At 43.6% G+C, this 26,299-nt stretch carries 19 protein-coding genes; 10 read left to right on the top strand and 9 right to left on the bottom strand.

Annotated features, from left to right (window positions below):
• Positions 1-3: 3 nt before the first annotated feature.
• A complete protein-coding gene (locus tag EP13_RS13095; protein WP_052364398.1) occupies positions 4-1,980 on the bottom strand; it encodes a putative bifunctional diguanylate cyclase/phosphodiesterase in 1,977 nt (658 codons plus the stop codon).
• A gap of 394 nt (positions 1,981-2,374) precedes the next feature.
• Here EP13_RS13095 and EP13_RS13090 point away from each other — a divergent pair, with 394 nt between their 5' ends.
• On the top strand, positions 2,375-4,879 hold the full coding sequence (locus EP13_RS13090; protein ID WP_044057676.1) for a TonB-dependent receptor: 2,505 nt from the start codon (positions 2,375-2,377) through the stop codon (positions 4,877-4,879).
• 73 nt (positions 4,880-4,952) lie between these two features.
• Here EP13_RS13090 and EP13_RS13085 read toward each other — a convergent pair whose 3' ends face one another.
• Together EP13_RS13085 and EP13_RS13080 are read right to left on the bottom strand one after the other, a co-directional pair.
• Complete coding sequence (locus EP13_RS13085) at positions 4,953-5,630, bottom strand: hypothetical protein (RefSeq protein WP_231497867.1); 678 nt, start codon at positions 5,628-5,630, stop codon at positions 4,953-4,955.
• A 236-nt stretch (positions 5,631-5,866) separates the two neighbouring features.
• Positions 5,867-8,116 carry an acyl-CoA dehydrogenase gene (locus tag EP13_RS13080; protein WP_044057674.1) on the bottom strand — a complete coding sequence of 750 codons (2,250 nt, stop codon included), beginning with the start codon at positions 8,114-8,116 and terminating at the stop codon, positions 5,867-5,869.
• Between the two features lie 304 nt (positions 8,117-8,420).
• Here EP13_RS13080 and EP13_RS13075 point away from each other — a divergent pair, with 304 nt between their 5' ends.
• The 3 genes from EP13_RS13075 (at position 8,421) to EP13_RS13065 (ending at position 10,508) form a co-directional block, all read left to right on the top strand.
• On the top strand, positions 8,421-8,678 hold the full coding sequence (locus EP13_RS13075) for a DUF3081 domain-containing protein (protein ID WP_044057673.1): 258 nt from the start codon (positions 8,421-8,423) through the stop codon (positions 8,676-8,678).
• A 142-nt stretch (positions 8,679-8,820) separates the two neighbouring features.
• Positions 8,821-9,750, top strand: a complete 930-nt coding sequence (gene lpxL, locus EP13_RS13070; protein WP_044057672.1) for an LpxL/LpxP family Kdo(2)-lipid IV(A) lauroyl/palmitoleoyl acyltransferase — start codon at positions 8,821-8,823, stop codon at positions 9,748-9,750.
• A gap of 140 nt (positions 9,751-9,890) precedes the next feature.
• On the top strand, positions 9,891-10,508 hold the full coding sequence (locus EP13_RS13065) for a TcpQ domain-containing protein (protein ID WP_044057671.1): 618 nt from the start codon (positions 9,891-9,893) through the stop codon (positions 10,506-10,508).
• Between the two features lies 1 nt (position 10,509).
• On the opposite strand, the gene glnE is transcribed toward EP13_RS13065, so the two are convergent.
• Complete coding sequence (gene glnE / locus EP13_RS13060) at positions 10,510-13,398, bottom strand: bifunctional [glutamate--ammonia ligase]-adenylyl-L-tyrosine phosphorylase/[glutamate--ammonia-ligase] adenylyltransferase (protein WP_044057670.1); 2,889 nt, start codon at positions 13,396-13,398, stop codon at positions 10,510-10,512.
• A 129-nt stretch (positions 13,399-13,527) separates the two neighbouring features.
• On the opposite strand from glnE, the gene EP13_RS13055 reads away from it, so the two are divergent.
• Positions 13,528-14,433: a DUF350 domain-containing protein gene (locus tag EP13_RS13055; RefSeq protein ID WP_044057669.1), complete on the top strand. Its 906-nt coding sequence runs from the start codon at positions 13,528-13,530 to the stop codon at positions 14,431-14,433.
• Between the two features lie 31 nt (positions 14,434-14,464).
• Here EP13_RS13055 and EP13_RS13050 read toward each other — a convergent pair whose 3' ends face one another.
• Positions 14,465-14,806, bottom strand: a complete 342-nt coding sequence (locus EP13_RS13050; protein ID WP_044449664.1) for a GIY-YIG nuclease family protein — start codon at positions 14,804-14,806, stop codon at positions 14,465-14,467.
• Positions 14,807-14,837: 31 nt separating this feature from the next.
• On the opposite strand from EP13_RS13050, the gene hldE reads away from it, so the two are divergent.
• Both hldE and EP13_RS13040 read left to right on the top strand, forming a co-directional pair.
• Entirely contained in the window at positions 14,838-16,268 is a 1,431-nt protein-coding gene (gene hldE, locus EP13_RS13045; RefSeq protein WP_044057668.1) for a bifunctional D-glycero-beta-D-manno-heptose-7-phosphate kinase/D-glycero-beta-D-manno-heptose 1-phosphate adenylyltransferase HldE, read from the top strand.
• Positions 16,269-16,352: 84 nt separating this feature from the next.
• A complete protein-coding gene (locus tag EP13_RS13040; protein WP_044057667.1) occupies positions 16,353-17,420 on the top strand; it encodes an XrtA/PEP-CTERM system-associated ATPase in 1,068 nt (355 codons plus the stop codon).
• Between the two features lie 59 nt (positions 17,421-17,479).
• Here EP13_RS13040 and EP13_RS13035 read toward each other — a convergent pair whose 3' ends face one another.
• The 4 genes from EP13_RS13035 to EP13_RS13020 are packed head-to-tail and all read right to left on the bottom strand — an operon-like array spanning position 17,480 to position 22,303.
• Entirely contained in the window at positions 17,480-19,174 is a 1,695-nt protein-coding gene (locus tag EP13_RS13035) for a TIGR03016 family PEP-CTERM system-associated outer membrane protein (RefSeq protein WP_231497866.1), read from the bottom strand.
• Positions 19,119-20,072 carry an XrtA-associated tyrosine autokinase gene (locus EP13_RS13030; RefSeq protein WP_044057665.1) on the bottom strand — a complete coding sequence of 318 codons (954 nt, stop codon included), beginning with the start codon at positions 20,070-20,072 and terminating at the stop codon, positions 19,119-19,121. Before EP13_RS13030 ends, EP13_RS13035 begins: the two co-directional genes overlap by 56 nt.
• Complete coding sequence (locus tag EP13_RS13025; RefSeq protein WP_044057664.1) at positions 20,072-21,640, bottom strand: XrtA system polysaccharide chain length determinant; 1,569 nt, start codon at positions 21,638-21,640, stop codon at positions 20,072-20,074. Before EP13_RS13025 ends, EP13_RS13030 begins: the two co-directional genes overlap by 1 nt.
• A 30-nt stretch (positions 21,641-21,670) precedes the next feature.
• Positions 21,671-22,303, bottom strand: a complete 633-nt coding sequence (locus EP13_RS13020; protein ID WP_044448113.1) for an XrtA/PEP-CTERM system exopolysaccharide export protein — start codon at positions 22,301-22,303, stop codon at positions 21,671-21,673.
• Positions 22,304-22,452: 149 nt separating this feature from the next.
• Between EP13_RS13020 and EP13_RS13015 the strand changes: the two genes are divergently transcribed.
• Genes EP13_RS13015 through xrtA form a run of 3 tightly spaced genes read left to right on the top strand, consistent with a single transcriptional unit; the run spans position 22,453 to position 26,203 of the window.
• Complete coding sequence (locus tag EP13_RS13015) at positions 22,453-23,865, top strand: TIGR03013 family XrtA/PEP-CTERM system glycosyltransferase (RefSeq protein ID WP_044057663.1); 1,413 nt, start codon at positions 22,453-22,455, stop codon at positions 23,863-23,865.
• Positions 23,866-23,870: 5 nt separating this feature from the next.
• Positions 23,871-24,722 (top strand): XrtA system polysaccharide deacetylase, encoded by an 852-nt coding sequence (locus tag EP13_RS13010; protein ID WP_044057662.1) that lies wholly within the window; start codon positions 23,871-23,873, stop codon positions 24,720-24,722.
• Between the two features lie 8 nt (positions 24,723-24,730).
• Positions 24,731-26,203 (top strand): exosortase A, encoded by a 1,473-nt coding sequence (gene xrtA, locus EP13_RS13005; RefSeq protein ID WP_196898712.1) that lies wholly within the window; start codon positions 24,731-24,733, stop codon positions 26,201-26,203.
• Positions 26,204-26,299 lie beyond the last annotated feature (96 nt).

Below are 26,299 nucleotides of genomic sequence, written 5' to 3'. Positions count from 1 at the left end.
AGATTAGTAGTTTTCGTTATACCAAGTTATAAGATCGCTCGATTGCATAGGCTTTGCGTAGTAAAAACCTTGGAAATAGTTAACACCTAAGCTTTTTATATGTAGCATTTGGGTGTTGGTTTCTATGCCTTCCGCTATTGTCTTACAGCCAAATTCTTGGGCAATGAGCATAGTAGCGCGCATAATAGTATCACTACCTTCACTGGTATTCTGCACAAATGAACGATCAATTTTTACAAAGTCGCAAGGCATAGACGCGAGACGACTCAATGAAGAATACCCTGTCCCAAAATCATCTATTGAAATCTTTACCCCCAACGCTTTTATGGCAGCCAACTGAGTTGCCACGGCCTTTTCGTTTTTTGCGAATACACTTTCAGTGATTTCCAGGTGCAAGAGAGAAGGGGAGAGCGACGAGGTGTCGAGTGCGCGTTGCAATATAGAAATAAATGTATCATCGATAAGTTGATTGATAGAGACGTTGACCGAAACCGCAATTGAGTTTTCAAAATTCCACTGAGAGGCATCTATACAGGCACGGTTGAGCACCCAGGTTCCTATATCTATAATTAAACCGCTACGTTCGGCTAAGGGAATGAAATCAGTGGGAGAAATTTGCTCGCCTTGGTGTTCCCATCTCAACAGGGCTTCTACAGAGCTAATGCGTTGTTGTTGTGAACACATGATGGGTTGATAGTGAACCGACATTTCGCTTCTGGCAATAGCATGGCGTAAGTGTTCGCACAGATATTGTTCTTGCCTAATTTGCTCGTGTAAAACTTCGCTAAAGACACCAACGGTGCCTCGTTGGCTTCGCTTTTGATCGTACATTGTTAAGTCAGCTTGCTGAATTAACGAAAGCGCGTCTTTGCCGTGTTGGGGGTAAATGGCTATGCCAATGGTGGCGTCTAAAGTGACTTGATTGTCCGATGCAATGATAGGCAGGGTAACGCCACTACGCATGGCATGCGCCACGGCCACTGCGGTATCAACAGTGGCATAAGGAACCACCACAACAAATTCATCGCCTCCCCATCGGGCAAGGTGATCTTTTTCGCAATATTTGGTAAGCCGGGTAGCAATTTCAGCCAAGACAATATCCCCAACTTTGTGACCTAAGCTGTCATTCACCTGCTTAAAGCCATCTAAGTCTATAAATAGTATGGCCAGGTTATTTCCTAGCGCTTTTGATGTATCTAAAAGGGCGTTTAGGTGTTTTAAAAAACCGTTTCTATTCAGTAAGTCGGTGAGAGGGTCGCGGTTCGATAGGCGAAATATGTCTTGTGTTCTTTTCTCAACCTGCTGTTCTAAATTTGCATTTGCGTCATCGAGTTGAGCATTCGTTTCTCTCAACATTTCATTAACTTTTGCTGTTTCCTGTCGATCGGAAACGAGCTGTTCCATTAAGTCGTTATTGTGCTCTCTTAGCCGAACGGTATTAACAATAAATCGATGGGTGCCTAATGAATTAGTGAGTATTCCCACCCAAAAAACCACACCTAATATACCTAATACAATAATACTTCGCTCATTGTCGAGAAGTGCACATAGCGACATGGGAAGCAACAAGGCTGTGCAATAGTAAGTCACTATCCACTTATTTGGGGCTAATACTGACGCAGCGCCACCGGCCATGGCAGCTAAAACCACCATAGTGGAGGCGAGCTCAATAGTGGTCATGGTATTAAAAAGCATTAAGGAGTAAGCCGCCCACACCGCCCCCGTGAGGTATAAACCTATAGCAAATAGTGCCTCTACCGACTTAGGGTTGTAATGGCTGCCTTTTAGCTTTATGTGCCAATAGATACCATGGGTTAAGCGACATACAGAGAGGCAAACCATCACGCCCCAAAGTAGAACTTTTACATCGTGTCCTTCTTCATTTTGAAAGCCAAATACTAGCCCTGAGAAGGCAATTAAGGTCATGGCTAGGCCAGTAAATATGTTTCCTACCAACATATCCACTAAATCACGGTGCATTTGGACGCTAATGGTGGGAGATGAAACCGGAGGACTATATGAACTAGGGCTTTTCACAATGCTTAATCATTCCAAGAAAAGAAGAGACGTGACGAAAATTTAACTAGCTGATTAATTAAACAATAGCACGCATTTTTTAGCACGCCTATTTTCGCTAAAACCTTCAGCCAAACAAGTATCTATTAGTCTATAAATTAACCCGTGTCTTTTTGTTTTTTATTGTTAAAAAATAGTATGTAAAGCGACCATTGAAATTTTTTTCTTCACAGGGTGTTTACAATTGCTGGCGCATACTATATCTTCTTTATCGTCTTCTTAATCGATTAAGTTGGTTGTTAAAAAAATCTGTGCCATGCTTATTAACACAACGGCTCACACACTGCCGGAGAAAAATATGAAAACACAACACACTAAAAGTTTGATTACTCTTGCCGTATGCGCAGCGTTTTCTAGTTCAGTAATTGCTCAAGATAACGCTGACGTCGAACAAAAGAATAAAGAAAAATTTGAACAAATTGTGGTCACTGCCGCTCCTGGAGGTGCCACAATGCAAGAAGCTAGCGTCTCAGTAAGTGCCTTTGACGAAAGTGACATTATTAAACTTGCACCTCGTTCTACGGCAGAAGTGTTTCGCGCACTGCCGGGAATTCGTGCTGAATCTTCTGGCGGTGGCGGTAACGCCAATATTACTATCCGTGGTATTCCACTCGCCACTGGCGGTTCTAAGTTTCTTCAAATCCACGAAGATGGCTTGCCTGTGTTGGAGTACGGCGATATAAATTTTGGCAACGCGGATAACTTCTTACGTTATGACTGGTCAGTAGCCAATGTGGAAGCCATACGCGGGGGGTCTGCATCTACCTTCGCGAGTAACTCCCCTGGTGGTGTTATTAATATGATCAGTAATACCGGCGAGCTAGGTGGCGGTGCCATTGGGACGTCTTTTGGTGTTGATTACGATGAGTTTCGATTAGATTTTCGCTACGGTGGCGAGATTAGCGATGACTTGTACTATCACATTGCAGGTTTTGCCCGCAATGGGGAAGGCCCTCGGGAAACAGGCTACAATGGCGATCAAGGTGGCCAAGTTAAATTTAACATCACTAAGATGCTAGATAATGGTCATATACGTTTCTACTACAAAAACTTAGACGACAAAGTTTCTACTTATTTGCCTTCGCCTGTATTGGTTAAAGGCGATGGTGAATACGGCGCTGTGCCAGGATATGACGCAAGCTCTCAGTCATTGAATTCAGCGTACAACACCAACATCTCAACCTTTGATGCCTATGGCAATGCAGAAAACCGTGATGTCCGCGATGGTATTGAATCGAAAGTAAGCTCGTTCGGCGTTGAGGTGGATTTAGAGGTTGCTGAAAATCTTTACCTACTGAATAAGTTTAGAATCTCTGATATTTCGGGTGGCTTTATAGCCCCCTTCACCGACACTTTTCCAGAAGGGCCGGGTGATGTCTCAGATTTCGCCGCCTCACTGTGTAGCTCTGCACTTGATGGTGATGGTAATGCGTTGAATTGTGACACAACGACAGTCACCTTGGCTAACGGGCCAGATGCAGGGGAAGTTTATACAGGTGAAGCCTTTACGAACTTGCAATTTGATACCCGCATTAACGACTTAGGTAACATGATCAATGACTTTAGTTTACGCAAAGAATTTGATAATGGCTTTGATGTCACTGTAGGTTACTACTACTCAAATCAAGACATTGCAACAAGCTGGTCAAGCTGGCAAACCTTTATTCAAACCCTTGATGGCAGTAACTCGCAGTTACTCACTATTACCAATGGTGATGGCGTAGAACTGGTTTCAAATGGCTTGTTATCGCCGAGCTTTCTATCATGGGAATGGGATTTAAACTATGTGACCAAAGCACCCTACATGAACGTGGGATTTGAACTGTCTGATAACATTCTTATTGATGCATCTGTACGCTACGATACAACAGAGGCGTCAGGTGAATTAATATCCTCTTGTTGTGGTGGGAACGCTGATTACGATATTAATGGTAATGGCGTGATTGAACAAATTGAAGATGCCTCGGCGACAAACAGTGGCTTCATATACGGCGGTGTTATTAACTTAAATCGCGCTGGTGCCAGTTCACAGATTGTAAACTACGATGCCAGTAACACGTCATACTCTGTAGGAGGCTCATACCTATTGAGCGACACCCAAACCTTCTTTGCGCGCTACTCAAAAGGTGGCCGTGCTATCGCAGATAGATTGCTACAAATTAGTGGCACGCTAAACACAGATGGAAGCTTAACTGACACGACCTCTGGCTACGATACGACTAAGCAACTAGAAGTCGGTTTCAAATACGGCACCAAAGACCTGATGGTTAACGCAACCTTATTTGATACGGTAACAGAAGATACTCAGGCAGAAGTCACCAGTGGACTGACCTTTATGCGTGAATATGAAGCGACGGGTCTTGAGTTTGAAGGGCGTTGGACTGCAACAGATAATATCGTTGTGTCAGGTAACCTCACCTGGACAGATGCTGAAATTAGTAAGGACGTAAATAATGCGACACTGGAGGGCAATACGCCTCGTCGTCAAGCTGATTGGATTTGGACCATTACACCTGAATACGTGACTGACACCTGGTCTGTCGGTGCGTCATTACAAGGTTCGACTGAATATTACGTGCAAGATAACAATGACCTGAAGCAAGACGGTTACAACCTGGTTAATCTATTTGCCACTTATTGGGTTAACGACCAATTTTCAGTGTCATTAAACGTGAACAATGCAACTGATGAGTTCATTATTACTGAGTCTGAAGAAGGGTCGGCTGAAGTGGGAAGCTATATCCGTGCTCGCCCACTCAACGGACGCACCACGGTATTGTCGATGAAGTACATGTTTGATTAACGGTTAGAAAACATCGTACATTAAGTTGTTACGCCCGCATTTAGCGGGCGTTTTTATATCTAAGGCGAACGCGTTAAGGTTTGGCTTCATTGAGTTGTTTAGCAATAGCCTGGGATAGCTTATCAAGTAGATGCTCGTGTTTCTTATGAATCACGTGAACAAGCGCATGCTCAACAAGGGGAACATATTCAATGCCTGCGCGCTTAAATTCTTCATGTTCAGAATTATCGCTAGGTAAGATGGCATAGTTAAATCGTCCATTGAGCAATAAAGAAATGACGTGGTGAAAATCATCAAACTCAAATATGTTGGCGGCAAGTTCTGACGGCTTAGCTTTCATGTTATCGAAAAATCGTGTGGTGGCTGCAATGGCACTGTTTGGATCATCGATAATACTTTTATCGCATTTTACCTTGCGCATACATAGTAAATAGGAAGCGCCGTGAGATAACGCGGGTTCGACAATGAGTATATTATTGTCTTGTTGCGATGCGACATCGTAGCGAATAACATCGGCATCCGTCATACCCTGATTGAGTAACCTTAAACCCCGTTCACCACCGACTTCTTCAAAGATTGGCGTAATGCCAATATCTTCATAGGCACGCTGAATAAGCGGCTTATAGAATGCGTTTACACGAGGGTGATTAATATAGCCAATAATGTATTTTTTATCCTCATGAGCCCCGTAGCTATTGGTACTAAATAACGCGAAAAACAGAGAGAAAACGGAGAACGAAACTGGCAACATGAGATATCGCCTGAATAACATGTTCACTACACAAATCCTTGTTTGAGAAACGCTTTTAAAAGCGGGATAGCTTTAGCGTAGAAAACGACAAGAAAAAAGTCTATTTTTGTAAGGTATATTCAGTGGCTTTGTCGTTATAGAAATGTTGCAATCTTATTCATAATGTATTTCACGACGAAAAACAGCGCAAAAAAAAGCCCCAAACTCAGTTGGGGCTTTTTAGATATAACGTGGTGTTACGCGGCGTTTTGCCCGCCGTCAACAGCCTTTAACGTTTGCGACGCTGGCAGCAATTCCATGTCGAACGTATACTCGTCAACGCGAACGGCCAGTTTACGTTTTTCGTTGTAATCGTGAAGTTGCGCTGCTTCTTGCGCGTTCACAACACCTTTCTCTTGAAGCTTATTAAGGGCATGTTCAAAAGAGATGAAAGGTACAACCGGCTCTTTGCGCAGCGCTTTTTGCACTTTGCCAAGTAGGTGCGCTACCGCGTGCTTCGCTTTAAACGCTTGTTCGTTAATGTCGTTACCATCACCTGGGCTAACGCGAACTAAGTGAGTAAGTTGCGCTTTCACACTGTTGTCTTGCATAGATGCCATAGACAATTCACGAACTAGTTCATCACTAATACCTGCAACACTGTTTGAGTAGGTGTTGGTCAGTAAGCGCATTAGGCCGCGAGTCGGCGTGTTCGGGAAATTGTTGATGAAGTTAACAATTGCCTGATCCGCTTGTTGTAATGACCACTGCATGGCGTATTCGAAATACGGTAGTGCAAGTTTACGATCTTCAATGCGCTGCTCGTAAAAACGAATCGCTGCCATTGCACCGTAAAGGTAACTCATTACATCACCCAGACGGGCTGAAAGTAACTCTGCCTTCTTAAGGTCACCGCCAAGTACGGCAAGTGATAAGTCAGCAAGTGGTGCTAATTTAGCTGAGATGCTGTTTACACGCTTTTCGTACTTACGTACTTCAGGCAATGCAGACTCTGAACCGCGTAGGAAAGGTAAGTAACCTTTACCAAAACTACGGAATGCATTCTTAACACTAAAGCCAACCGTTTTACGTAGTACCTTGTTGAATTCTTTATCAGCAGAACTTTCGTTGCTGTGAATAAGGTCAACCATGTCTTTCAAGTAAGGGTGACAACGCATTGCACCTTGACCGAAAATCATGAGGTTACGAGTAAGGATGTTTGCACCTTCAACCGTAATGGCAATAGGAAGTGCAGCATATCCGCCTGCAAGGGTATTTTGCGGGCCACGTTGAATTGCTTTACCTGCTTGAATATCCATCGCCGAGTTCATTACATCACGGCCAAGTTCGGTCATGTGATACTTAGCAATAGCGGTAACAACCGATGGTTTAACGCCTAAGCCTAAGCCTTCTGTAGTTAAAACACGCATAGCTTCAAGTAAGAATGTCTTACCAGCAATGTCTGCCATCTTCTCTTGAATACCTTCGAAGCGACCAATCGGCACACCGAATTGTTCACGAACGAATGAATACTCAACTGTACCTTTAAACGCAGACTGTGCCGTTGCAACGCCCATCGCTGGAAGTGAAATACCACGACCTGCACCAAGACAGCTTACTAGCATCTGCCAACCACGACCGATGTTCTTTTGACCGCCAATGATAAAGTCCATTGGGATGAACACGTCTTGACCACGGGTTGTACCGTTGTAAAAACGTACGCCCATGGGGTCGTGACGGTTACCAAGCTCAACACCAGGGTGAGACTTAGGTAATAGGGCACAGGTGATACCCAGCTCTAATTTGTCGCCAAGAAGTTGCTCTGGATCGAATACTTTAAATGCTAAACCAAGTACCGTAGCAATTGGTGCTAGCGTGATATAACGCTTGTCCCAACTTACTCGCAGACCAAGTACTTCTTCACCGTTGTACTCGCCTTTCGTCACGATAGCGGCGTCAGGAATAGCACCAGCGTCTGAACCCGCTTCTGGGCTGGTTAATGCGAAACATGGAATGTCACGACCATCGGCAAGGCGCGGAAGCCAGTAATCTTGCTGTTCATTTGTGCCATAGTGCATTAGAAGCTCACCAGGGCCTAACGAGTTAGGTACCATTACAGTAACCGCAATAGCGCCACTCTTTGCTGCAATCGTGGCAACAATGGTTGAGTTCGCGTACGGGCTGAATTCTAGTCCACCAAATTTCTTTGGAATGATCATAGAGAAGAAACGGTTTTTACCCAAGAAGTCTAAAACGTCTTGAGGAATGTGATCGCCGTTGTTTAACTCGAAATCATCAATCATACCCAGTAATTCTGACACTGGGCCGTCCATAAATGCCTGCTCTTCTGCACTCAGTTTTGCCTGCGGGATATCGCGAAGCGCCTGCATGTCAGGCTTACCCTGATAAATAGAAGATTCAATCCAGACATCACCAGCATCTAATGCTTCTTGTTCTGTGACTGAAATTGGGGGTAGTACTTTCTTTAAGCTAGTTCTGATACTCATATTAACTCATCCGCTCATCTGACCAGTTGTTGTGGGTTAATAGTACATTAGATTTCAAAAAGATCAAATTTTGTAAATAATGGCTATTTTTCAATTGCTTAGAATTATTATTCACGAATATTTTTACGTTTAACTAACAAAAAAGCCCTTTTGTGTACAAAATTTAATCTCTATGCTGGGGGGGGAATTGGCAGAAAGTGACAAAGCGTGAGGCAAATATACGGGTGAAAGTCACTAGAATGAGTAATCCAAATGGGCCGCGTTTAGGTAATAATCATCACAGTCACAGAATAATGGACCAACAATGAAGAACGAACTTGATAGTAAATTTTTATTACAGGTGTTTGATAAAATTCGTCAACATGGTTCGAAGAATGATGAACACTACCAGTTGAATGGAATAACCGCTTATACAGATTTAGACGGTTACACGCTTTTCGTAGAAGATGCCAACGTTAAACTGCAATTTGGTTTTCATAATCAGTACCATTTCGATTATGACTCGAAAGCGCATTTTGAGGTTTTTGAAAAACGGCTCATGCAAATAGACAAGGAGTATTAGTAGGAAGTCGCTTAATTGGTGTATTAAAACTGAATAGCCCTTTTCGGTGAGAGAGAAATTACCTTACTCCTCTCATCAGACCTTTCTACTCTCATTCCCTCTGGTACAATGTCGCGCAAATCAGCAGTAAGGAATAAACACGTTGGCGGCGGCAATAAAAGCACCTTCATTTAAGATCTCCTATTTAGGCCCCAAATACTGGGGTGTATGGATAGGCGTTTTGCTTCTTTATATTATTACCTGGCTCCCGTTACCTGTGATTCAATTTATAGGGGCAAGAATAGGCAAACTAATTGCCCTCATTGTGCCAAAGCGCGCCAAGGTTGCCCGCCGTAACATTGAACTTTGGGACCCATCATTAACCGACCACGAAATAGACGCATTGGTAAAAGAAAATATCAAACGCACCGGTATGGCGTTATTTGAAACCGCCATGGGATGGTGGTGGCCATCGTGGCGAGTCAGACGCGCTATCGAGATTGAAGGCTATGAACATGTTGAAGCTGCTTTGGAGAGAGGCAAGGGCGTGTTCGGTATGGCACTGCATAATATGAATTTGGAATTCGCTTGTCGTGGGATTGGCTATTTTCACCCGAGTATTGCCTTTTACCGTAAACACAATAACCCTTTAATGGATTACTTACAGTATCACGGCAGAAACCGCTCTAATAAATACATGATTCACAAGCGTAACGCCAAAGCCTTACTTGAAGCACTTGATGAAAAAGAACTGTGTTTATACCTTCCAGATCAAGACTACGGTCGTAAGCAGAGTATTTTTGTACCTTTTGGTGGGGTTAAAGAAACGGCGACCACCACGGCCACGTTAATGTTTATCCGTCGCTCAAATAGTGTGCCTATGATGATCACATCCCAATACACCAAGCGGGGTTATAAAATTAAAATATATCCCCCTCTAGAACACCTAGGCGACATGGATGACATTTCTGCGCTTACTGAACTAAATACCCATGTGGATAGCGCAGTAAAAGAGCAGCCTGAAAGTTATTTGTGGATGCATAAAAGGTTTAAAACGCGTCCTACGCCTGAATCGCCTTCTTTATATGATTGATGCCTAACAACGAGAAAGAGAGAGAAGAGATACTGCGACATTAGGATGAATTATGGTGAGGCCGTATTGAGAACTGACTTATACTGGTATAAGTTTAGTTTATCTTTTCTCTTTTATTTTATTAGGCTTACCTCTTACCAATGGCTCAAAAAAGTTACTCAAGCTCAATGTTTTGGGCGCGTCAGATTGCACTGGCTGTGGTGCTGGTTATCGTTGCTGGCGTAATGATTTATGTGCAACAACGTAAAGAAAATGCACCTTTACCGGAAGGGGAAACGAAAGACAAAACAGTATCCGAGGGTTTAAGTGACTTTTACCGTGAATATCGGATGTCCTCTACCGACCCGCTTAAAGAGGAGCAAGGGGATTTCGTGTTGGATATTGCCGGCGTTGATCCACAGCTCGACACAAAATTAGCACGCATGTCTAGCGAGGCTAAGCCTGTGGATGAAAAATGGACGGGGGAACATAAATTTAGAACCTTTAAAGAAGGGGTTACCTTAAGAGAAGCCATATCCTCTTATGCACAAGCTGAGGGAATGCAGCTTATTTGGAATTTAGAGCAGGACTTTGTCATAAAGTACCAATTTCAACTGGATAACACGGTAGCAGGTTCGCTAGCAAAGATAGCGAGTGCTATCGACAGCAGCTTCTCTGGTACAGTAACCGCCTATATTTGCCCTGAACAACGTTCTTTGGTGGTCTCCGCCAGGGAGACCCCATTTTTAATTGAAAACTGCCAAGTCGTTCAAGGTTAGGTTATTTGCATATTTCGCTAAAAATGCCAGTCCAGTAACCAGTAACCTGCTCCCGTAGCTTAGCGAGTTGATCCGTTTGATCTGCGTATTTGGTATCGGCTAGCGTTAAGTGGTGATATTGCTCGCGTAACGCAAGGTAAGCATCCTGAAGCATTTTCGCCTGCTTGTCGTCAATAACCCCATGTTGGGCGGCTTCATTGAGAATGCGGAGATTGTCAGTGTAGCGTGTTATACTGGGTATTGTACTGGCATTGGCTAATACCCAGTATTGGGTCATAAACTCAATGTCAGTTATGCCTCCCACACATTGTTTTAAATCTACCTTTTGCGCTTTTTCATTTAGAAGATGTTGACGCATTTTTGTACGCATTTTACACACTTCGTCTCTTAACGCCGCTTTGTCCCGCGGTTGACCAAGAATTTCTGCTCTTACGTCAGCAAATTGGGTTAATAAGGTTTTATCGCCGCATACACCACGGGCTCTAACTAATGCCTGATGCTCCCAAGTCCATGCTTCTTCTTGTTGATAGCGTTTGAAACCGTCCAGATGGCAACAAAGCAAACCAGCGTTTCCAGAAGGACGAAGGCGCAGGTCGGTTTCATACAATTGTCCGAACAAGGTTTTCGTATTAAGTAGGTGCATGATGCGTTGAGCCAGCTTTATATAAAACTGTTGGGCTTCTATAGATTTAGCACCAGTGGTGGTGGCTTCTCTTGGCGCGTTATGTAGAAACACTAAATCCAAATCTGAACCATAACCTAATTCGTATCCGCCAAGCTTTCCATAGGCTACAACGGCAAAACCAGAATTGTCTGCGGTTAAGTGATTGGGTACGCCAAAACGTTCAGATATTTGATGCCATGCGGCGTGCACCACTTGTTCTAAAACTACTTCAGCCAACACGGTAAGCTTGTCACTTACATTGGCAATAGGCAGTGAGCCACTGATGTCACTTGCTGCAATTCGCAATTGCTGGCAAAGCTTAAACTGTCGCCAGGTATCCATCATGGCTTCTACATCATCAGGTTCTACTCTCAGCAAAGACTGTCTTAGTTCACTGATGTAATCGTTTTTGCTTGTCACAATGTCGGTATCTTGCTGCTCAAGATACAAAGGCGTCAATAACTCATCTAATAGCAAAGGAAAGCGTTTTATTTCATTGGCAACCCACTCACTTCGTTCACATAAACGCACTAATTGTTTTAGCACATCTGGGTTTTCTAATAATAAATCCAAGTAGGTGGTACGGCCTGTTATTGCTGAAATTACGCCTAACACGCGTTTGAGTATGTAAGGCACACCTTGTGCGTTATGGGTGATAAGCACGTATAAAATTTCGGGAATCAGTTTGTTTAACGTATCTTCGCCCCGTTGCCCTAGCAAATAGCGACGTTGATTTTGGTTAAAATCCAAGAGCAAGTGCTGCACCCTTGACGCATCTTCAGGTGGTAAATAAGAGGCAAAGGTTTGACAAAACTCATGCTCTACCATCTGTAATTGCCATGCGTCGCAGCAGGCAGAAAATAAGCTGTCTTGTGGGTCATGGGCATCTTGAGATTCTTCAATAAGCTCGTTAAAGTGCCCGTGAATTCTCGCCATAACTGCGTCAAGATGGGTTAAAAACTGCGCGTAGTTTGGAAAGCCCATCACCTCTATAAGGGCCTGTCTTTGATCTTCATCTTCTGGCAGGGTCTGGGTTTGTTGGTCACGGTATTGTTGTAAAGTATGTTCTACCTTGCGAAGAAACAGGTAGTCTTGCTTTAATGCTTCAACCACCTCATTTTCTACGATTTCATTCTCCTCAAGGGCCTTGAGTGTAGTAAGTAATGACTTACTTTGTAGAGAAGGTTCCCTTCCACCATGAATCAACTGAAAACTTTGGGCAAAAAACTCGACTTCGCGAATACCGCCGGCACCCAGTTTAATATTGTTGTTTAGCTTTCTGCGTCTGATTTCTGTGGCGATGAGTTTTTTCATGTTGCGCAGCGCATCAAGGGTGGTGAAATCGAGATAGCGGCGAAAGGTAAAGGGGGTCAAAATGGCCTGTAGTGTCGCTTCATAAGAAGAGTCATCACTGTTAATAACCCTGGCCTTTACCATAGCAAAGCGCTCCCAATGGCGACCTTGTTCTTGGTAGTAGTCTTCCATGGCATCAAAATGCAACACTAGGGGCCCAGATTCGCCAAACGGACGTAAACGCATATCTACGCGATATACCTGACCATCAACGGTCACTTTGTTGAGTGCCTGAATCAATTTTTGGGCAAGTCGGGTGAAGAACTGTTGGTGCTCTAACGATTTCTTCCCGCCTTGCGTTTCCCCTTTTTCTGGGTAAGTGAAAATGAGGTCGATATCGGATGAAAAGTTAAGCTCGTGACCGCCTAACTTTCCCATGCCCAATATGTACATAGGCATAGGCCCATGAGAACCAACTGGTGTGCCATGCTTGCTGCATAGCGATGAATACAACCACGTATACCCCTGCTCGATAAGGGCGTTTGCTAACGACGATACTTGCAGCAGAGACGCATCAATACTCTGCCTGTTCAGCACGTCTGAAAACGTAATTGCTGCCATGTGAAATTGTCTGCAACGCCTTAATGCCTTAGCCAACTCATCTTCGGTTTTCGCTTGGCTAACGTACTCACTGACTTTTTGATGATAGTAGCTTTGCGGCATTGATGGCGCGGCAAAGTCTAACAATTCCACTAGCCACTCGGGGTGTTTTGCGCACACGTCGGCAACAAATGGCGAGCGAGAAAATACCCGTTTAATGTCGGCTTCATTCGCTAAAATTCGATTTTTGTTCGGGGTGTGGGTGATTAACGATTCCCAGTATTTTTCCACAAGTTGCGTTTGGTTCATGCTATTTGTGTTGTCTATTGGCATAATATTGGCATCAATAATATTAGTATTAACATAATTAATAATTACAGTTAGTAAGCTGAATTAGTCTGGCATACTTCGCAGCCGGCCTCCAGCCATAACGTGATGTGACCAGAAAAAGGAGATACCGCTTTGGACACGCTAGTAAAGCTCGTACCTTTGAATAGAGATTTGTGGGGATACCTTGCCATTGATGTGGGAATAGCACTCGTCCTTTTATTGGTGATGAAATGGCTGTCAGGCGCTATGCGTGATAATTCTGTGGCCGAAGAGCTTGGGGTAAAAGACAATTTTGCGTTTGGGATCAGTATTGCCGGCGGCTGGCTATCCCTTTGTATAGTGCTAAGTGCAGTGGTAGGGCGGCACATAGGGCAGGGCTATTGGCAGGCGGTTGAAGGTATGTTGCTGTTTGGCGGCGTGGGTATTTTGCTTGTGAAAATTGGCCGATTTGCTCATGACAAGCTGGTGCTAAATAGAGTAGATACCCACGCCATGATTGCGGATAGAAGTGTCAGTATTGCGTTAGTAGATGCAGCAAGCTTGGTGGCAAGTGCCATTGTATTGCACAACATTATGGTTTGGGTAGACGGCACAGATATGAATGCCATCATTGCCATAGTTACAGGGTTCCTTGTAGTCCTTACTATGTTGCTTGTAATGACGAGGATACTTGAAGTGCGCTACGCTAAAGACAACCAAAATGATTCTTTCCAAGGAGCGTTAAGAAAAGGGCAATTAGCGCTGGCGATAGAACATTCGGGCAATCTTCTTGGTACCGCGATGATTGTTTCTGCGGCGAAGGACGTGCTTATTTATTACCCTTCTGCGTATGTGAGTAATGTAACCGGTTGGTTGATTGTCAGTGTTTCTTTAGCCATTGCGCTTCACTTGCTGGTGCTGTTTAGCAAAAAAGTTATTTTGTTTGGCATGAACTTTCGACAGGAGGTAGACCAGCAACACAATGTGGGGGTGGCTGCTTTAGGATTTACCTTAAGTATTGGCACGGCCATGATCATTAATGGTGTATTAGGGGGCTAGCCGAGGTTGCTAGCAAAACCATGCACAACGGCTACCCATGAAATTGCTGCAATACGCAGTGACTATCGTGGAGTACCTTAGTGGTCACTATTTTACGCTTCTGTGCGCCACTCAGCTGTTTAACTTCATATTCTAACTGGGCTGCACGAGTTCTGCAGCCAATCTCAAAAAGCACTTTATACACAATGGGGGCTTTGCCTTTTAAGGCCTTTGCGCCGCCTGCTAATAAACCGTTATGTTGTTTAATTCTGCGCTGTGGGTTGGTGGTGATCCCCGTGTACAGGTGACCTAATCTATTTTCTACAATATAAAGATACCAAGTACCTGGCAGGTTATGGGTATTCCCGTTCTGGGCTGTTATACTCTCAGGCAATTTGAAACACATCGATAAAGTTGTCTGATTAATGATTTTACCAGATTTTAGTCAAGCCAAGGTGCTAATTGTGGGTGACCTAATGCTCGATCGCTATTGGAGTGGCGGTACGGGTCGCATTTCTCCAGAGGCTCCTGTGCCTGTGGTTAATGTTAGTGGGTCGGAAGACCGGCCGGGCGGCGCCGCCAATGTGGCGGTTAACGTCGCCACATTAGGGGCGAAAGTTACCCTTTTAGGCATGTGTGGTCACGATGAAAACGCCCGTATCCTTAAAGAGAAACTCAGTTCTTTTGATATAAACTGCGAGTTTTTCGAGGTTCCAGAGCGCGATACCATTACTAAACTTAGGGTGATGAGTAGAAATCAGCAACTGTTACGCTTAGATTTTGAAAAGAGTTTTGCTGATGTTGATAAATCCGCGTTGCTCACTACCTTTAATCAAGCCCTAGACGATGTGGATATCGTTATTCTTTCCGACTATGCGAAAGGGTGTTTAAGTGACCCTCAATCACTGATTCGCGCAGCAAAACAAAAAGGTAAAAAAGTCATTGTCGATCCCAAAGGTAGCGACTTTGAAAAATATGCGAATGCAACCTTAATTACGCCAAATGTGGCCGAATTGTATGCAGTTGTCGGCGAGCAAGATAATGAACAATCGCTAGTGGCAAGTGCCCAATCATTAAAAGCTTCGTTATCTTTAGATGGCCTACTGCTTACCCGTTCTGAAGATGGCATGACGCTATTTGAAACCGGCGAAGATGAATTTCACTTACCGGCTAAAGCGAAGGAAGTGTACGACGTCACTGGCGCGGGTGATACTGTGGTGTCTACCCTAGCGGTAGCGCTAGCGAGCCGCTTACCCATGCAAGCAGCTTGCGTATTGGCAAACTTAGCTGCCAGTGTCGTGGTAGGGAAATTAGGCACATCTACTGTGACCAACACAGAATTGGCGCTTGCTGTGGGTGAACAATCTGTTCATTTAGATGGTGGTGTGATGTCTGAAGAGCAGTTAGCGATAGCAATGCGCGCGTCTAAAAGTCGAGGTGAACGCATTGTGATGACCAACGGCTGCTTCGATATTTTGCACTCTGGGCACGTGAGTTATCTGGAAGAAGCCGCTCAACTAGGCGATAGACTCATCGTTGCGGTAAATACTGATCGTTCCGTTACCGAATTAAAAGGCCCTGGACGCCCGGTTAATAATGTGAATAGAAGAATGGCCGTGCTTGCAGGTTTGAGTGCGGTAGACTGGGTTGTACCTTTCGAAGAAGATACGCCGCAGCGTCTTATCGCCAGGCTTTTGCCGGACATCTTAGTTAAGGGCGGCGACTATAAAATTGAAGACATCGCCGGTGGAAAGGAAGTCATTGAAAACGGTGGTGAAGTCAAAGTGCTTACCTTTGAAGACGGCGTTTCAACCACAGGCATTATTGAACGTATCACTAAAAATAAGCTGTCCTAGTAACGAGTGGCTTAGGAAAGTCCTAGGCCAACTGACCGTTCAATAGTGGGTTCACCTTCATCGTTTCAACATACGGAAATTTTCATGTACGAAAGCTTTTACGGACTATCAGCCAAGCCTTTTCAGTTAACGCCTGATCCCAGTTTTTTCTTTGCCAGTAAATGGCACCAAAGAGCGCTGGCCTATTTACAGTATGGCTTATCGCAAAAAGAAGGCTTTATTGTGATTACCGGTGATATTGGTACGGGCAAAACGACTATCGCAAATAGCCTGTTAGCGGATATTGAAGATGAAATTCATGCTGTTCAAATCGTCACCCCCAAATTATCCCCAGAAGAGTTAGTGAAAATAGTGGCGGCTAAATTTGGTCTTGCCACTGAAGGGCGTAATAAAGCGGAAGTTTTACAAGCGCTTGAGGTGTATTTGCAAAACTTGCACGCTAAAAATAGCCGAGCCTTGTTAATTGTTGATGAAGCACAAAACCTTCCTCTTGAAACGATTGAAGAATTAAGGATGCTGTCTAACTTTCAAGAAAGCGGAAAGCCGTTGCTGCAAAGTTTTTTACTGGGGCAGAAAGAGCTTCAACCTATTTTACGGGCGTCTAACATGGAGCAGTTTAGGCAGCGTATTGTTGCTTCGTGCCACCTGAAACCGCTCACGCTAGAAGAAACCATTTCCTACATTAATTTTCGCCTCAATCAAGCGGGTTGGCGCGGACAAGCGCCCATTGATGAAGCGGCATTTTCACTGATACAAGGGTTTACCTTAGGCATCCCTCGAAAAATTAACACCTTTATGGATAGGGTGTTTTTGTACAGCTTTCTTGAAGAAGAGACTCAGATTTCAGCATCTATCGTTGAGGCCGTGATAGACGAAGTTCGTGAAGAAATGTTTGAGCCAGATGAGATGAACGAGCAGGGTATGCCTGAAGATGAGCAAGTCCCTCTTGTTACACCTAAAGGGCACCGTGTGAGAGACAGTGAGTATTACAAAGGCATGCTAGTGGAGCTTATTGATGCGCTAGACGATGCGGTTCTTCACAAAGTGAAACTAACCCAGTACATGGATAAGTTATTGAAAAAGAAATACCAAACCTATGTTCGCCTTAAGGATTCGGATAAAGCGCCAGATAAAGGTGAGCAGGGAGAATAGTGACATAACGGCTGCTACCTCAAAGCAGCTATGAGTATTATTGAGTGACAGAATGCACTTTATTCATACTCATAGGAGACAGAAAACGTAATACGCCTGTCAGTGTAATCATTTCCATATAAGCTAACCTGGCTTAAATTGCCAGAGGTGGTGAGATAGCTCAAGTTCAATGAAGTGGTGAGGTGCTCGCCAAACGTGCGACTCAGTCCAAGCGTGCTGTTTATATTCTCACTCACTCCTGCCGTGGTGCTTGTGCCTCGTTCTTCAATATTCGCGTAGGTGATGCTTCCCGTTAGGCTGGTATAGCTGCCAATATCATAAGAAAAGTCAGTGCCCGCCGAATAGTTGCGTCTTAGCCTGTCCTCTTCTAGGTATTCACTTTCTGTATAACGCCACGTTAGGCCTAATGTTAGCCGTGAAAATTGATAACCTATCTGTGTATTGGCACTTTTATATATGATGACACTGTCGTCAAATTCTAAATTTTGGGATGTTAGCTCTACAAACTGCTCTCCTGCACCTAAATCGTAAGCTAAGCTACTGGGCTGAAAACAATCAGAAATACTCGTAGCGTCACTTGCACATACGAATACGCCTAAGCTTTCACTGTCGGTCAGTAGTCTGGACGTTGTGGTGACATCTTCATTGTAGGAAAAAGAAGAACGAAAATACTTGGTATTATAGGAAATTTGAGCGGCTGCGGACTCTCCGTAGAAGCGCCTATCGTATGAGCCTGCCACGCTGGTTCGGCTACTTAGGGCCCATGCGATATCAAGCCCTACATAAGTTTCATTCTCATCGGTATCCGAATCACTTCTGTTGGCGGTGAGGGCAATGTAGCGCTCTGCAGATTGTCGATAGGTTATGCCAGCGCCATAGCTATTAAATTGTCGTGTTGCGCTGTCAGTGTTGTCAGTACTATTGATTTGATTCGCTTCATGAAAGGCCGTCACACGAAGTGCCCAGTCACTAAATAACATAGCATCAGCGGTAAACTCGCCTTCGCGGGTAAAGAAGTCACCTGATGACGCGGTGCTTCGGCTGGTGTCCTGATAGCTTCCTGTAAGCGTCCAAAACAAGCGTCTGGCGCGGTCACCGTTAGCAAGCGTCCCCGTCAGGCTAGTACTGTCATTATCCAATCCGGTTGAATTTGTACTTGATTCCTCAGACTCTACAACAGAGTAAGCAGCTGAGCCAAGCGCAGTGATCCAATCGCCGTTGATGAACTGTAGCGTTCCCGACAGCGTGTTCGTGCGGGTTTTCGAAAGTCCTTCAGAATTCGTGACAAAATCAGTCAACAAATAACTGCTTGACGATGTATTTTGATAATTGAGTGCGCCATTAGCTTGCAGGAGTAAATATTCATCAAAAGGTTGCCACTGGGCTGTATAGCGATACTCAGCATAGGTGTCTTCTTCGCCGCTGGTATCATTTTCTCGTTCTAGGTGGGTGACGGTGCTCGACCAGTTCCCAGAAAACGTTCTTGATGAATAAGTGGCTATCAGGCTAGGGACTATACTTACTGTGGTAAGCGAAAGGTTACCGTCTGTTTCCGTTTGCACATCTTGATAAATAACTTCCGCTTCACTCTGCGCTGTTATTTTTAAGTCGGATTGTGCCAAGGCCGTCGTAGAAGAAAATAGTCCTGCGAAGGTAATCGCTAGTTGACTGTATTTAATGCGATTACCTTTAACGGTGTTATTCACTTCTCTCGGCATAATAGTAGCCATAATAGCCGCTGTGGTCTGTATCATTGTGAACAGATTTATTTACTACAAAGCCGATGGCCATTTCTGGGTTCAGTCGTTCAACCGCAAGTTTAATGTCGGCTATTTTTGCTTTACCTTCTTCAACAACAACAACCGCTTGACCAGCAAAGTTAGCCAAAATGGCACTTTCGTTAATTCCAATCAAAGGTGGGGTATCAAAAATAACAATACGGTCAGGGTATCTGTTGGCGAATTCATCTACGGTCTCATGCATCTTGTAGCTGGCAAGCATTTCAGTAGACAGGTGATGGGATTTACCCGCAGGAATAAGCTTTAGTTTATCGACATTGGTGTGATATAGCACATCGGAAATATCTTCTACGTCACCCGTCAGGTATTCCATTAACCCTTTTCTAGGTTTGAGTTCTAGCGTACGAAGTACATTTGGCTTTAGTACATCCGCATCAATCAATAGCACGGTTTTGTCTTGCTCAGACGCAATACTTAATGCAAGGTTTGTGGCCGTAAAGGTTTTACCTTCTGAAGGACGACTGCTGGTAACCATAATAATGTTAGGGTTTTTCAGCGTTTTCGAGAGTGGCCCAAACGCATTCGCTAACAGCTTTCGTTTAATTTCTCGGTACTCTTCGTTAATTTGTTTCCGCTCGCCGCCTAATGTGACGTGGCCATTTTCCGCAAGGCGCTCAAAGTCGATATGAAACGGCTTGGCAGCACGAGTTGGCGTTTTCTTTGTTGCAAGCGGCTCTTCGGACGGTGCCTGTTTCGCCTTAATGTTTCTCTCTTTGTGATTGTCGTCCATCTGTTGCGGTGCAGTATCAGGTGTTTCTACTTTTTCGCGAGTGTCCAAAGCGGCATTTTCATTGGGATCAGATTTGGATTGCGCTTTTTGTTTTTCAAGCGCTTTTTCAATGGTATTTTTCATTACAATAAACCTCCTAAGAGGTGGATGTTCAGTATTTCGGCTGCTGCTAGAACCGCATACATGGCGACGATGGAGCCTGATGACAATAAGAATATCAGTAAGCGATTTCTGTTTTTACGTTTTATTTCACTTAGGTCTAAATGCGTCACTGTTCCCCAAATAGGGTAGTCGGCTATCTGGAGTAGTTGTTTCGGCCTAATTAAAATCGGGTTTAACTGACTGACTAAGAATGCCACACCGATACCAGAACCAAAGCCAATAATTAATACAGCAGTATAAAGTATTAACCGATTTGGGCCAGAAGGTCGCTTGGGCACTAAAGGCGGCTCTATAATTCTAAACTGTAATTCTTCAGAGGAAACTTCTGCGCGTCGAGAAAGATCCGCTGCTTCTTTGCGCGATAGCAACTCTTCATATTTACCTTTAGTAATTGCATAGTCGCGATTCAGCGCGGTATTTTCAGCCTCAATTTGCGGAATAAGGTCCACCTTGGATTCTAAGCGAGCAATCTTGGCTTTAACGTCAGTTTCTTTCACTTCTAACGCCGCTAAATTACTTTGGTATCGGCTGACTTCTAACTTAATTTCTCTGTTTAAATCGTTCAATGGTTGCGTACCATCTTCATCGCTTTCATTGAGAAATGCATCAATCTCTTTGGTACGTGCTGCTTCTAAACTTTCGAGTAACGCTTTGGTTTCAATGACATCCGGGTGTTTATCCGTAAAGCGCAATTTTAGGGTGTCAAGCTGCTCTTCTAAGCCTCTGATTCTATCGTCATAGCGCGTACGCAGCACAGGTTCATTAGCGTTAGTGACCCCAAAACTATCAGAGGATTTCTTCTGCGCCATTTGTGACTTTAAGGAGTCTATCTGCTGCTTAGTTTGTTTTATTTGCAGCTGTGTGTCTTCTAACTCTCCCTGCAGCCGTTGGAGTTGTGCGTAGTAGGTTCCCGATAACGGCAAAATATCATTATATTGGCGCTTAAAGTCAGCAACTCTTTGTTCTGCTTCCGATAATCGAGATTCGTATTCAGCGATTTGCTCTTCAAGAAACTTTCCCGCGGTATCGGTATCGCGCCTGTTGTTGCCTAGTGCACCTTCAACAAACAAATCTAACGTTTCTTTAACCACCTTTTGTGCCACGATGGCATCTTTGTTTTCATACGAAATATTGTAAATGTTATCGCGCCCAGTGGAACTCAATCTAATACTATTCACCAATTCGCTTACAATGCCCTCAAACTGCGCCTCGGTTTGCGCTGCAATGTCTAAGTCACTTTCACGGGCGATAATCTCAACATTACTTCTACTCAGCAGTGTTTTAGCCATCATCTGAATTTCTTGGTCAGGGTTTGTTTGTATGGCTAACCCTCTCAATAAGGGCTGCAATACCGAGCGAGTGTCTACAAATACCTGTGCTCTTGACGCATACTGGTCGGGCAAAGTGGCAACGTAAATAAAACCAATAGGGCAAATGAGCCATGAAAATAACATGACGTAACGCTTCTTTATCCAAATACCTTTAACGTAATCGAGTATTTGTACAAGCGTTTGCTGTAAATCCTGCATTATTTAATTCTTTTCCATAAATACGTTAGATTAGAACCAGGCTTCTGGAATAATCACGATATCGCCAGGCAACATATCCACATTTTCTGCAATGTCGCCGTCGCGTATTAAATCATCTATGTTAACTTCGTATGTCGTTTGTTTACCATCTACCACGCGCACTAATTTAGCATTGTTACCATCAGCGAACTCGGTAAGCCCACCGACTGCAATCATCAAATCGAGTAACGTCATATGTTCAGTATAATTCACTGCGCTCGGGTTGGTAGCTTCACCTATCACTCTGACCTGTTCGCTTAGAGGGCCGGTAAAGTTATTGACACTTACGGTGACACGGGGATTATTGATGTAAGTTGAAAGCTGTTCTTCTATTTGACGGGCAAGATCGGTGGGGGTTTTGCCTGCTACATCAATATCTTCAACTAATGATGTGGTCACCTTACCATCAGGGCGAACAATAAATTGGCCTGAAATTTCAGGGTTTCGCCAAACAAAAATAGTGAGTGAATCACCAGGACCAATCAAGTACTGATACTCATTCACATTGGTTGTCATAGAAGGGCGAGTGGTTGCCTGTGGCAAAGTAGAGGTGTTACTGCATCCTGATAAAAGTATAACGATTATACTAATGTATAGATGAACCGGTTTTTTAAAACGGAACATAAAAATAGAGGCCTATACTCAAGTGGTTAGTTAAAGGTTTCTTGATTTACCCTACGGCAAATAGCACTATAATGCCAACATCAATTCTAGTCTATTAGAATAATTCCGATTATGATGGAATTCATGCTGCAGTTTTTAGGGGGCCAGGGGTGGCATTAAACAAGCGCAATCAAAGTAAACGCTCGAATATATTAGTTTTCACTGAAGCGTTACTCATCGCTTATATGGGTTACATTTCACATTTTATTTTAACGCAAGTTGGGCTTTCGGCTCAGGTTTCAGTAGAAAAGTTAATGATTAATGTGGCTATGCTGACCGTTAGCATTCTTATTTGCTCATTATCTGTAGGGCTATATGAAGCCAAATTACGAGAAACTTTCAGGGGTATCATAAGAAGAATATTTGTTAGTGCTGGTCTTAGCTACTTTTTGGTCGAGATTTTAAGTCGTGCTTTCTTTGACAAACTGGTCATGGATTCATACTTCTTACCTGCTGCTGTAGGGTCGATTATTATCACCCTTGTGATCTTTAGATACTTTACACATCGCTTGGGATTACTGGGTTTAGGCAAAGTAAGAATTGTTGTGCTTGGAGCCGGAGAACGTGCGTCTATTATTGAAAAGCGTATGCGTCGAGATGTGGACAGAATTGGTTTCGAGCTTGTGGGATTCATCCCCATTCCTGGTGATAACCGTGAAGATGGTATACGCAAAGAAAAGATAATCCATGCCAAAGTCGATGAAAGCTTTTTGCGGTTTATTCTTGAAAACGACATTGAAGAAATTGTTATTGCTTGCGATCAGCGTCGCGGCACCTTGCCCGTTGAAGTGTTATTTGACTGTCGTCTTAGAGGTATAGAAGTCACTGAATTGCTTGACTTTATGGAACGGGAAACAGGCCAAATAGTCGTAAACTTAATGTATCCAAGCTGGGTTATTTACTCAAATGGTTTTCAAAGTCAGAACTACCTGAGAGATGCATTAGACTATACCTTGAATGTCGTTTTGGCATTTTTGATTTTGTTATTTGTGTGGCCATTCATGCTGTTTACGGCTCTCTTTATATACTTAGATGATGGGTGGCGTACAGGCACCTCGGTGTTTTACAAGCAAGAGCGCGTAGGGTTGAATGGGCAACTGTTTAAAATTATCAAGTTCAGGAGTATGCGTCCCGACGCTGAGAAAGATGGCGCTAAATGGGCGAGCAAGGATGATGATAGAGTCACGCGAATTGGCCATTTCATTCGAAAGTACCGTATCGATGAACTACCTCAGCTATTAAATATATTTAAAGGTGAGATGGCCTTTATTGGACCTCGTCCAGAACGTCCGCAGTTTGTTGAGCAGCTCGTGCGCGAAGTACCGTATTACAACCAAAGACACAATGTTAAACCGGGTTTAGCTGGGTGGGCGCAACTAAATTATCCCTACGGTGCTAGCGTAGAAGACTCTATGGAAAAACTGAAGTTTGACTTATATTACGTCAAGCACCAAAGCTTGTTGTTAGATATTTTAATTTTAATTCGTACTGTTGAAATTGTGCTTTTTGGAAAAGGGCGATAAAAGCTATGAAATTAGACAATCGCCTAAATGCGATGACAGTGGATGTAGAAGATTATTTTCAGGTTTCAGCATTCGAAGGGGTTATTGATAGAAAGGATTGGGACAGCATTAGCCTGAGGGTGGGGGACAATACCCACCGGTTGCTCGATTTATTTGCTGAGAACGATGTGAAAGCCACCTTTTTTACGTTAGGTTGGGTAGCGCAGCGATGCCCTGATGTAATTAAGCGTTTGATTAGCGAAGGTCATGAGTTAGCTAGCCATGGCTTGGCGCATCAGCGTGCGACTACGATGACCCGTGAACAGCTGTTTAGTGACGTTGCAGAAAGTAAAGCCATCTTGGAAGATATTGGCGGCGTGAAAGTCATTGGCTATCGCGCCCCCAGTTTTTCAGTGAATGACACAAACACCTGGGTTTACGACGTACTTAAAGAGCAAGGTTTTATCTACTCATCAAGTACATACCCTATAGAACACGACTTATATGGCGTGCCCGAATGGCCTAGGTTTAAGTACGATAGGCCAGAGGGAATTATTGAAATTCCAATTCCAACGCTACGTAAAAATAACGCCAATACCGGTATAGGTGGAGGTGGTTATTTTAGGCTTTACCCTTATCGCCTATCTAAAAAGCGCATTCAGCGTTTTATGAATGAAGAGCCTCACCCTTATAATTTTTATTTCCACCCTTGGGAGATAGATCCTGATCAGCCACGCATTGAAGGCGCTTCGCTTCTGTCCAAGTTTCGTCATTACATTAATCTGTCTCGAATGGAAACAAAGATAGTCAAGTTACTTAAAGATTATAAGTGGCAGACAATTAGTCGAACTTACGACATTGTCAAAGAACAAAAGTGAGGGAATGCGTGATTAAGCAGTACAAAAAGCAATACGTCTCTGTCGGAATTATATTGTTACTTTGGCTGTTGTTTTGCCATCAAGGATTATTCTCTGCTGCTCAGGTCTGGTGGACGAATGACATTTTTAATCACGGTTTCTTCATAATTCCAGCCTCGCTTTACTTAATATACCTTCGACGCGCACGCTTAATCGCTGTTGAAAAAAACATTTCATTGCTTCCTCTAATCGTGATTTTCCCAAGCTGCTTTTTGTACATTGTGGGCGTGGCGGGTGATATCCAACTATTTATGCACACAGCAACGTTTGTACTTCTTCCTGCATTGATATGGTTAGCCATCGGGCATAAGGCTGCCAGGGTTATCGTGTTTCCATTGTTATTTATGTTGTTTAGCATACCGGTGGGGGAACAGCTTATCCCTTATTTGCAAGAAATTGCAGCAGATGGCGCTGTCGCATTATTACGAGTAACTGGTATACCGCTTTATCGTAACGGGCTGTATTTAGAAATTCCACAAGGTCGTTTTTTGGTCGCTGAAGCGTGTTCAGGTGTAAGCTTTTTTATCGCTAGTATTGTGATTGGGGTCTTGTACACATACTTGAATTTGCAATCTCGCAAGAGACAAATATTTTTTGTTTTGTTGTCGTTTTTGTTCCCTGTTGCCGCTAATATTGTGCGCATTTATGGAATTATCCTGATTGCTTATTACACCAATATGGAGCATGCGGCGGGCGCTGACCATTTGATCTATGGATGGTTTTTCTTTGCGTTTGTTATTGTTTGCCTTCTTGGTATTGGAGAGCTTATTCGAGACAAAGTAGGGACTGATGAGAGTGCTCAAATGACGACTAGTGCGGGTCATTGGTCTATTCATCAATTAAAAGTTTTGTCGATTAGTCTATTGCTTGTGAGTTTTTCGTTGTGGTCCACTTTTATTCAATCTGCTTTGGGCAACCTAAAACCCAATGATTTTGATCAAGAAACGATTGGCCTCGAGCAGTGTTTTCAACACGATATAAACTTGACTCCGAGCTTCAATAATCCTGATAAAACCACTAAGGCTATGTTCGAAGTAGAGGGCGCTTGTACCGCAGTGCTCTACGAAGCCTGGTTTAGTGGCATTGATAACGAGCTTGTTACCGATTTACATAAGCCATATACGCAACAAAGATGGTCATTATTGAATAGTGAAATCAGCTCTTTATCTCTACTAGGAAAACAGTTGCAGGTGCGCACTATTACTTCTCCTACAGGAAGTAATGTCAATTATGCTAGTTGGTACGAGATTAATGACAGACTTTTCACCAGTAAATTAGAAGCTAAGTTATACCAAACATGGCTAGTCTTATTAGGTGTACCATCGTCTGGAAAGCTAGTAATACTTGGGGTTGATAGCAAATCAAACTTTTCTGGTGCCTTGCATACGTTGGAAATGGCCGCGACAAAGAATAGCCTAAAGACAACGTATTCAATTGAATAATTGGAACACTTGGAAATTAGTGAACTTATACAAGTAGCCGTTTGAGTGCCTGCCTGTATGAACAAGCGAGTTATCACGAAAACAATATAATATTAA

It is taken from the genome of Alteromonas australica, from assembly GCF_000730385.1.
In the GTDB taxonomy this organism is placed as follows: Bacteria; Pseudomonadota; Gammaproteobacteria; order Enterobacterales; family Alteromonadaceae; genus Alteromonas; species Alteromonas australica.
The sequence above is the reverse complement of the archived record's forward strand: the minus strand, read 5'-3'. Positions and strand labels throughout refer to the sequence as shown.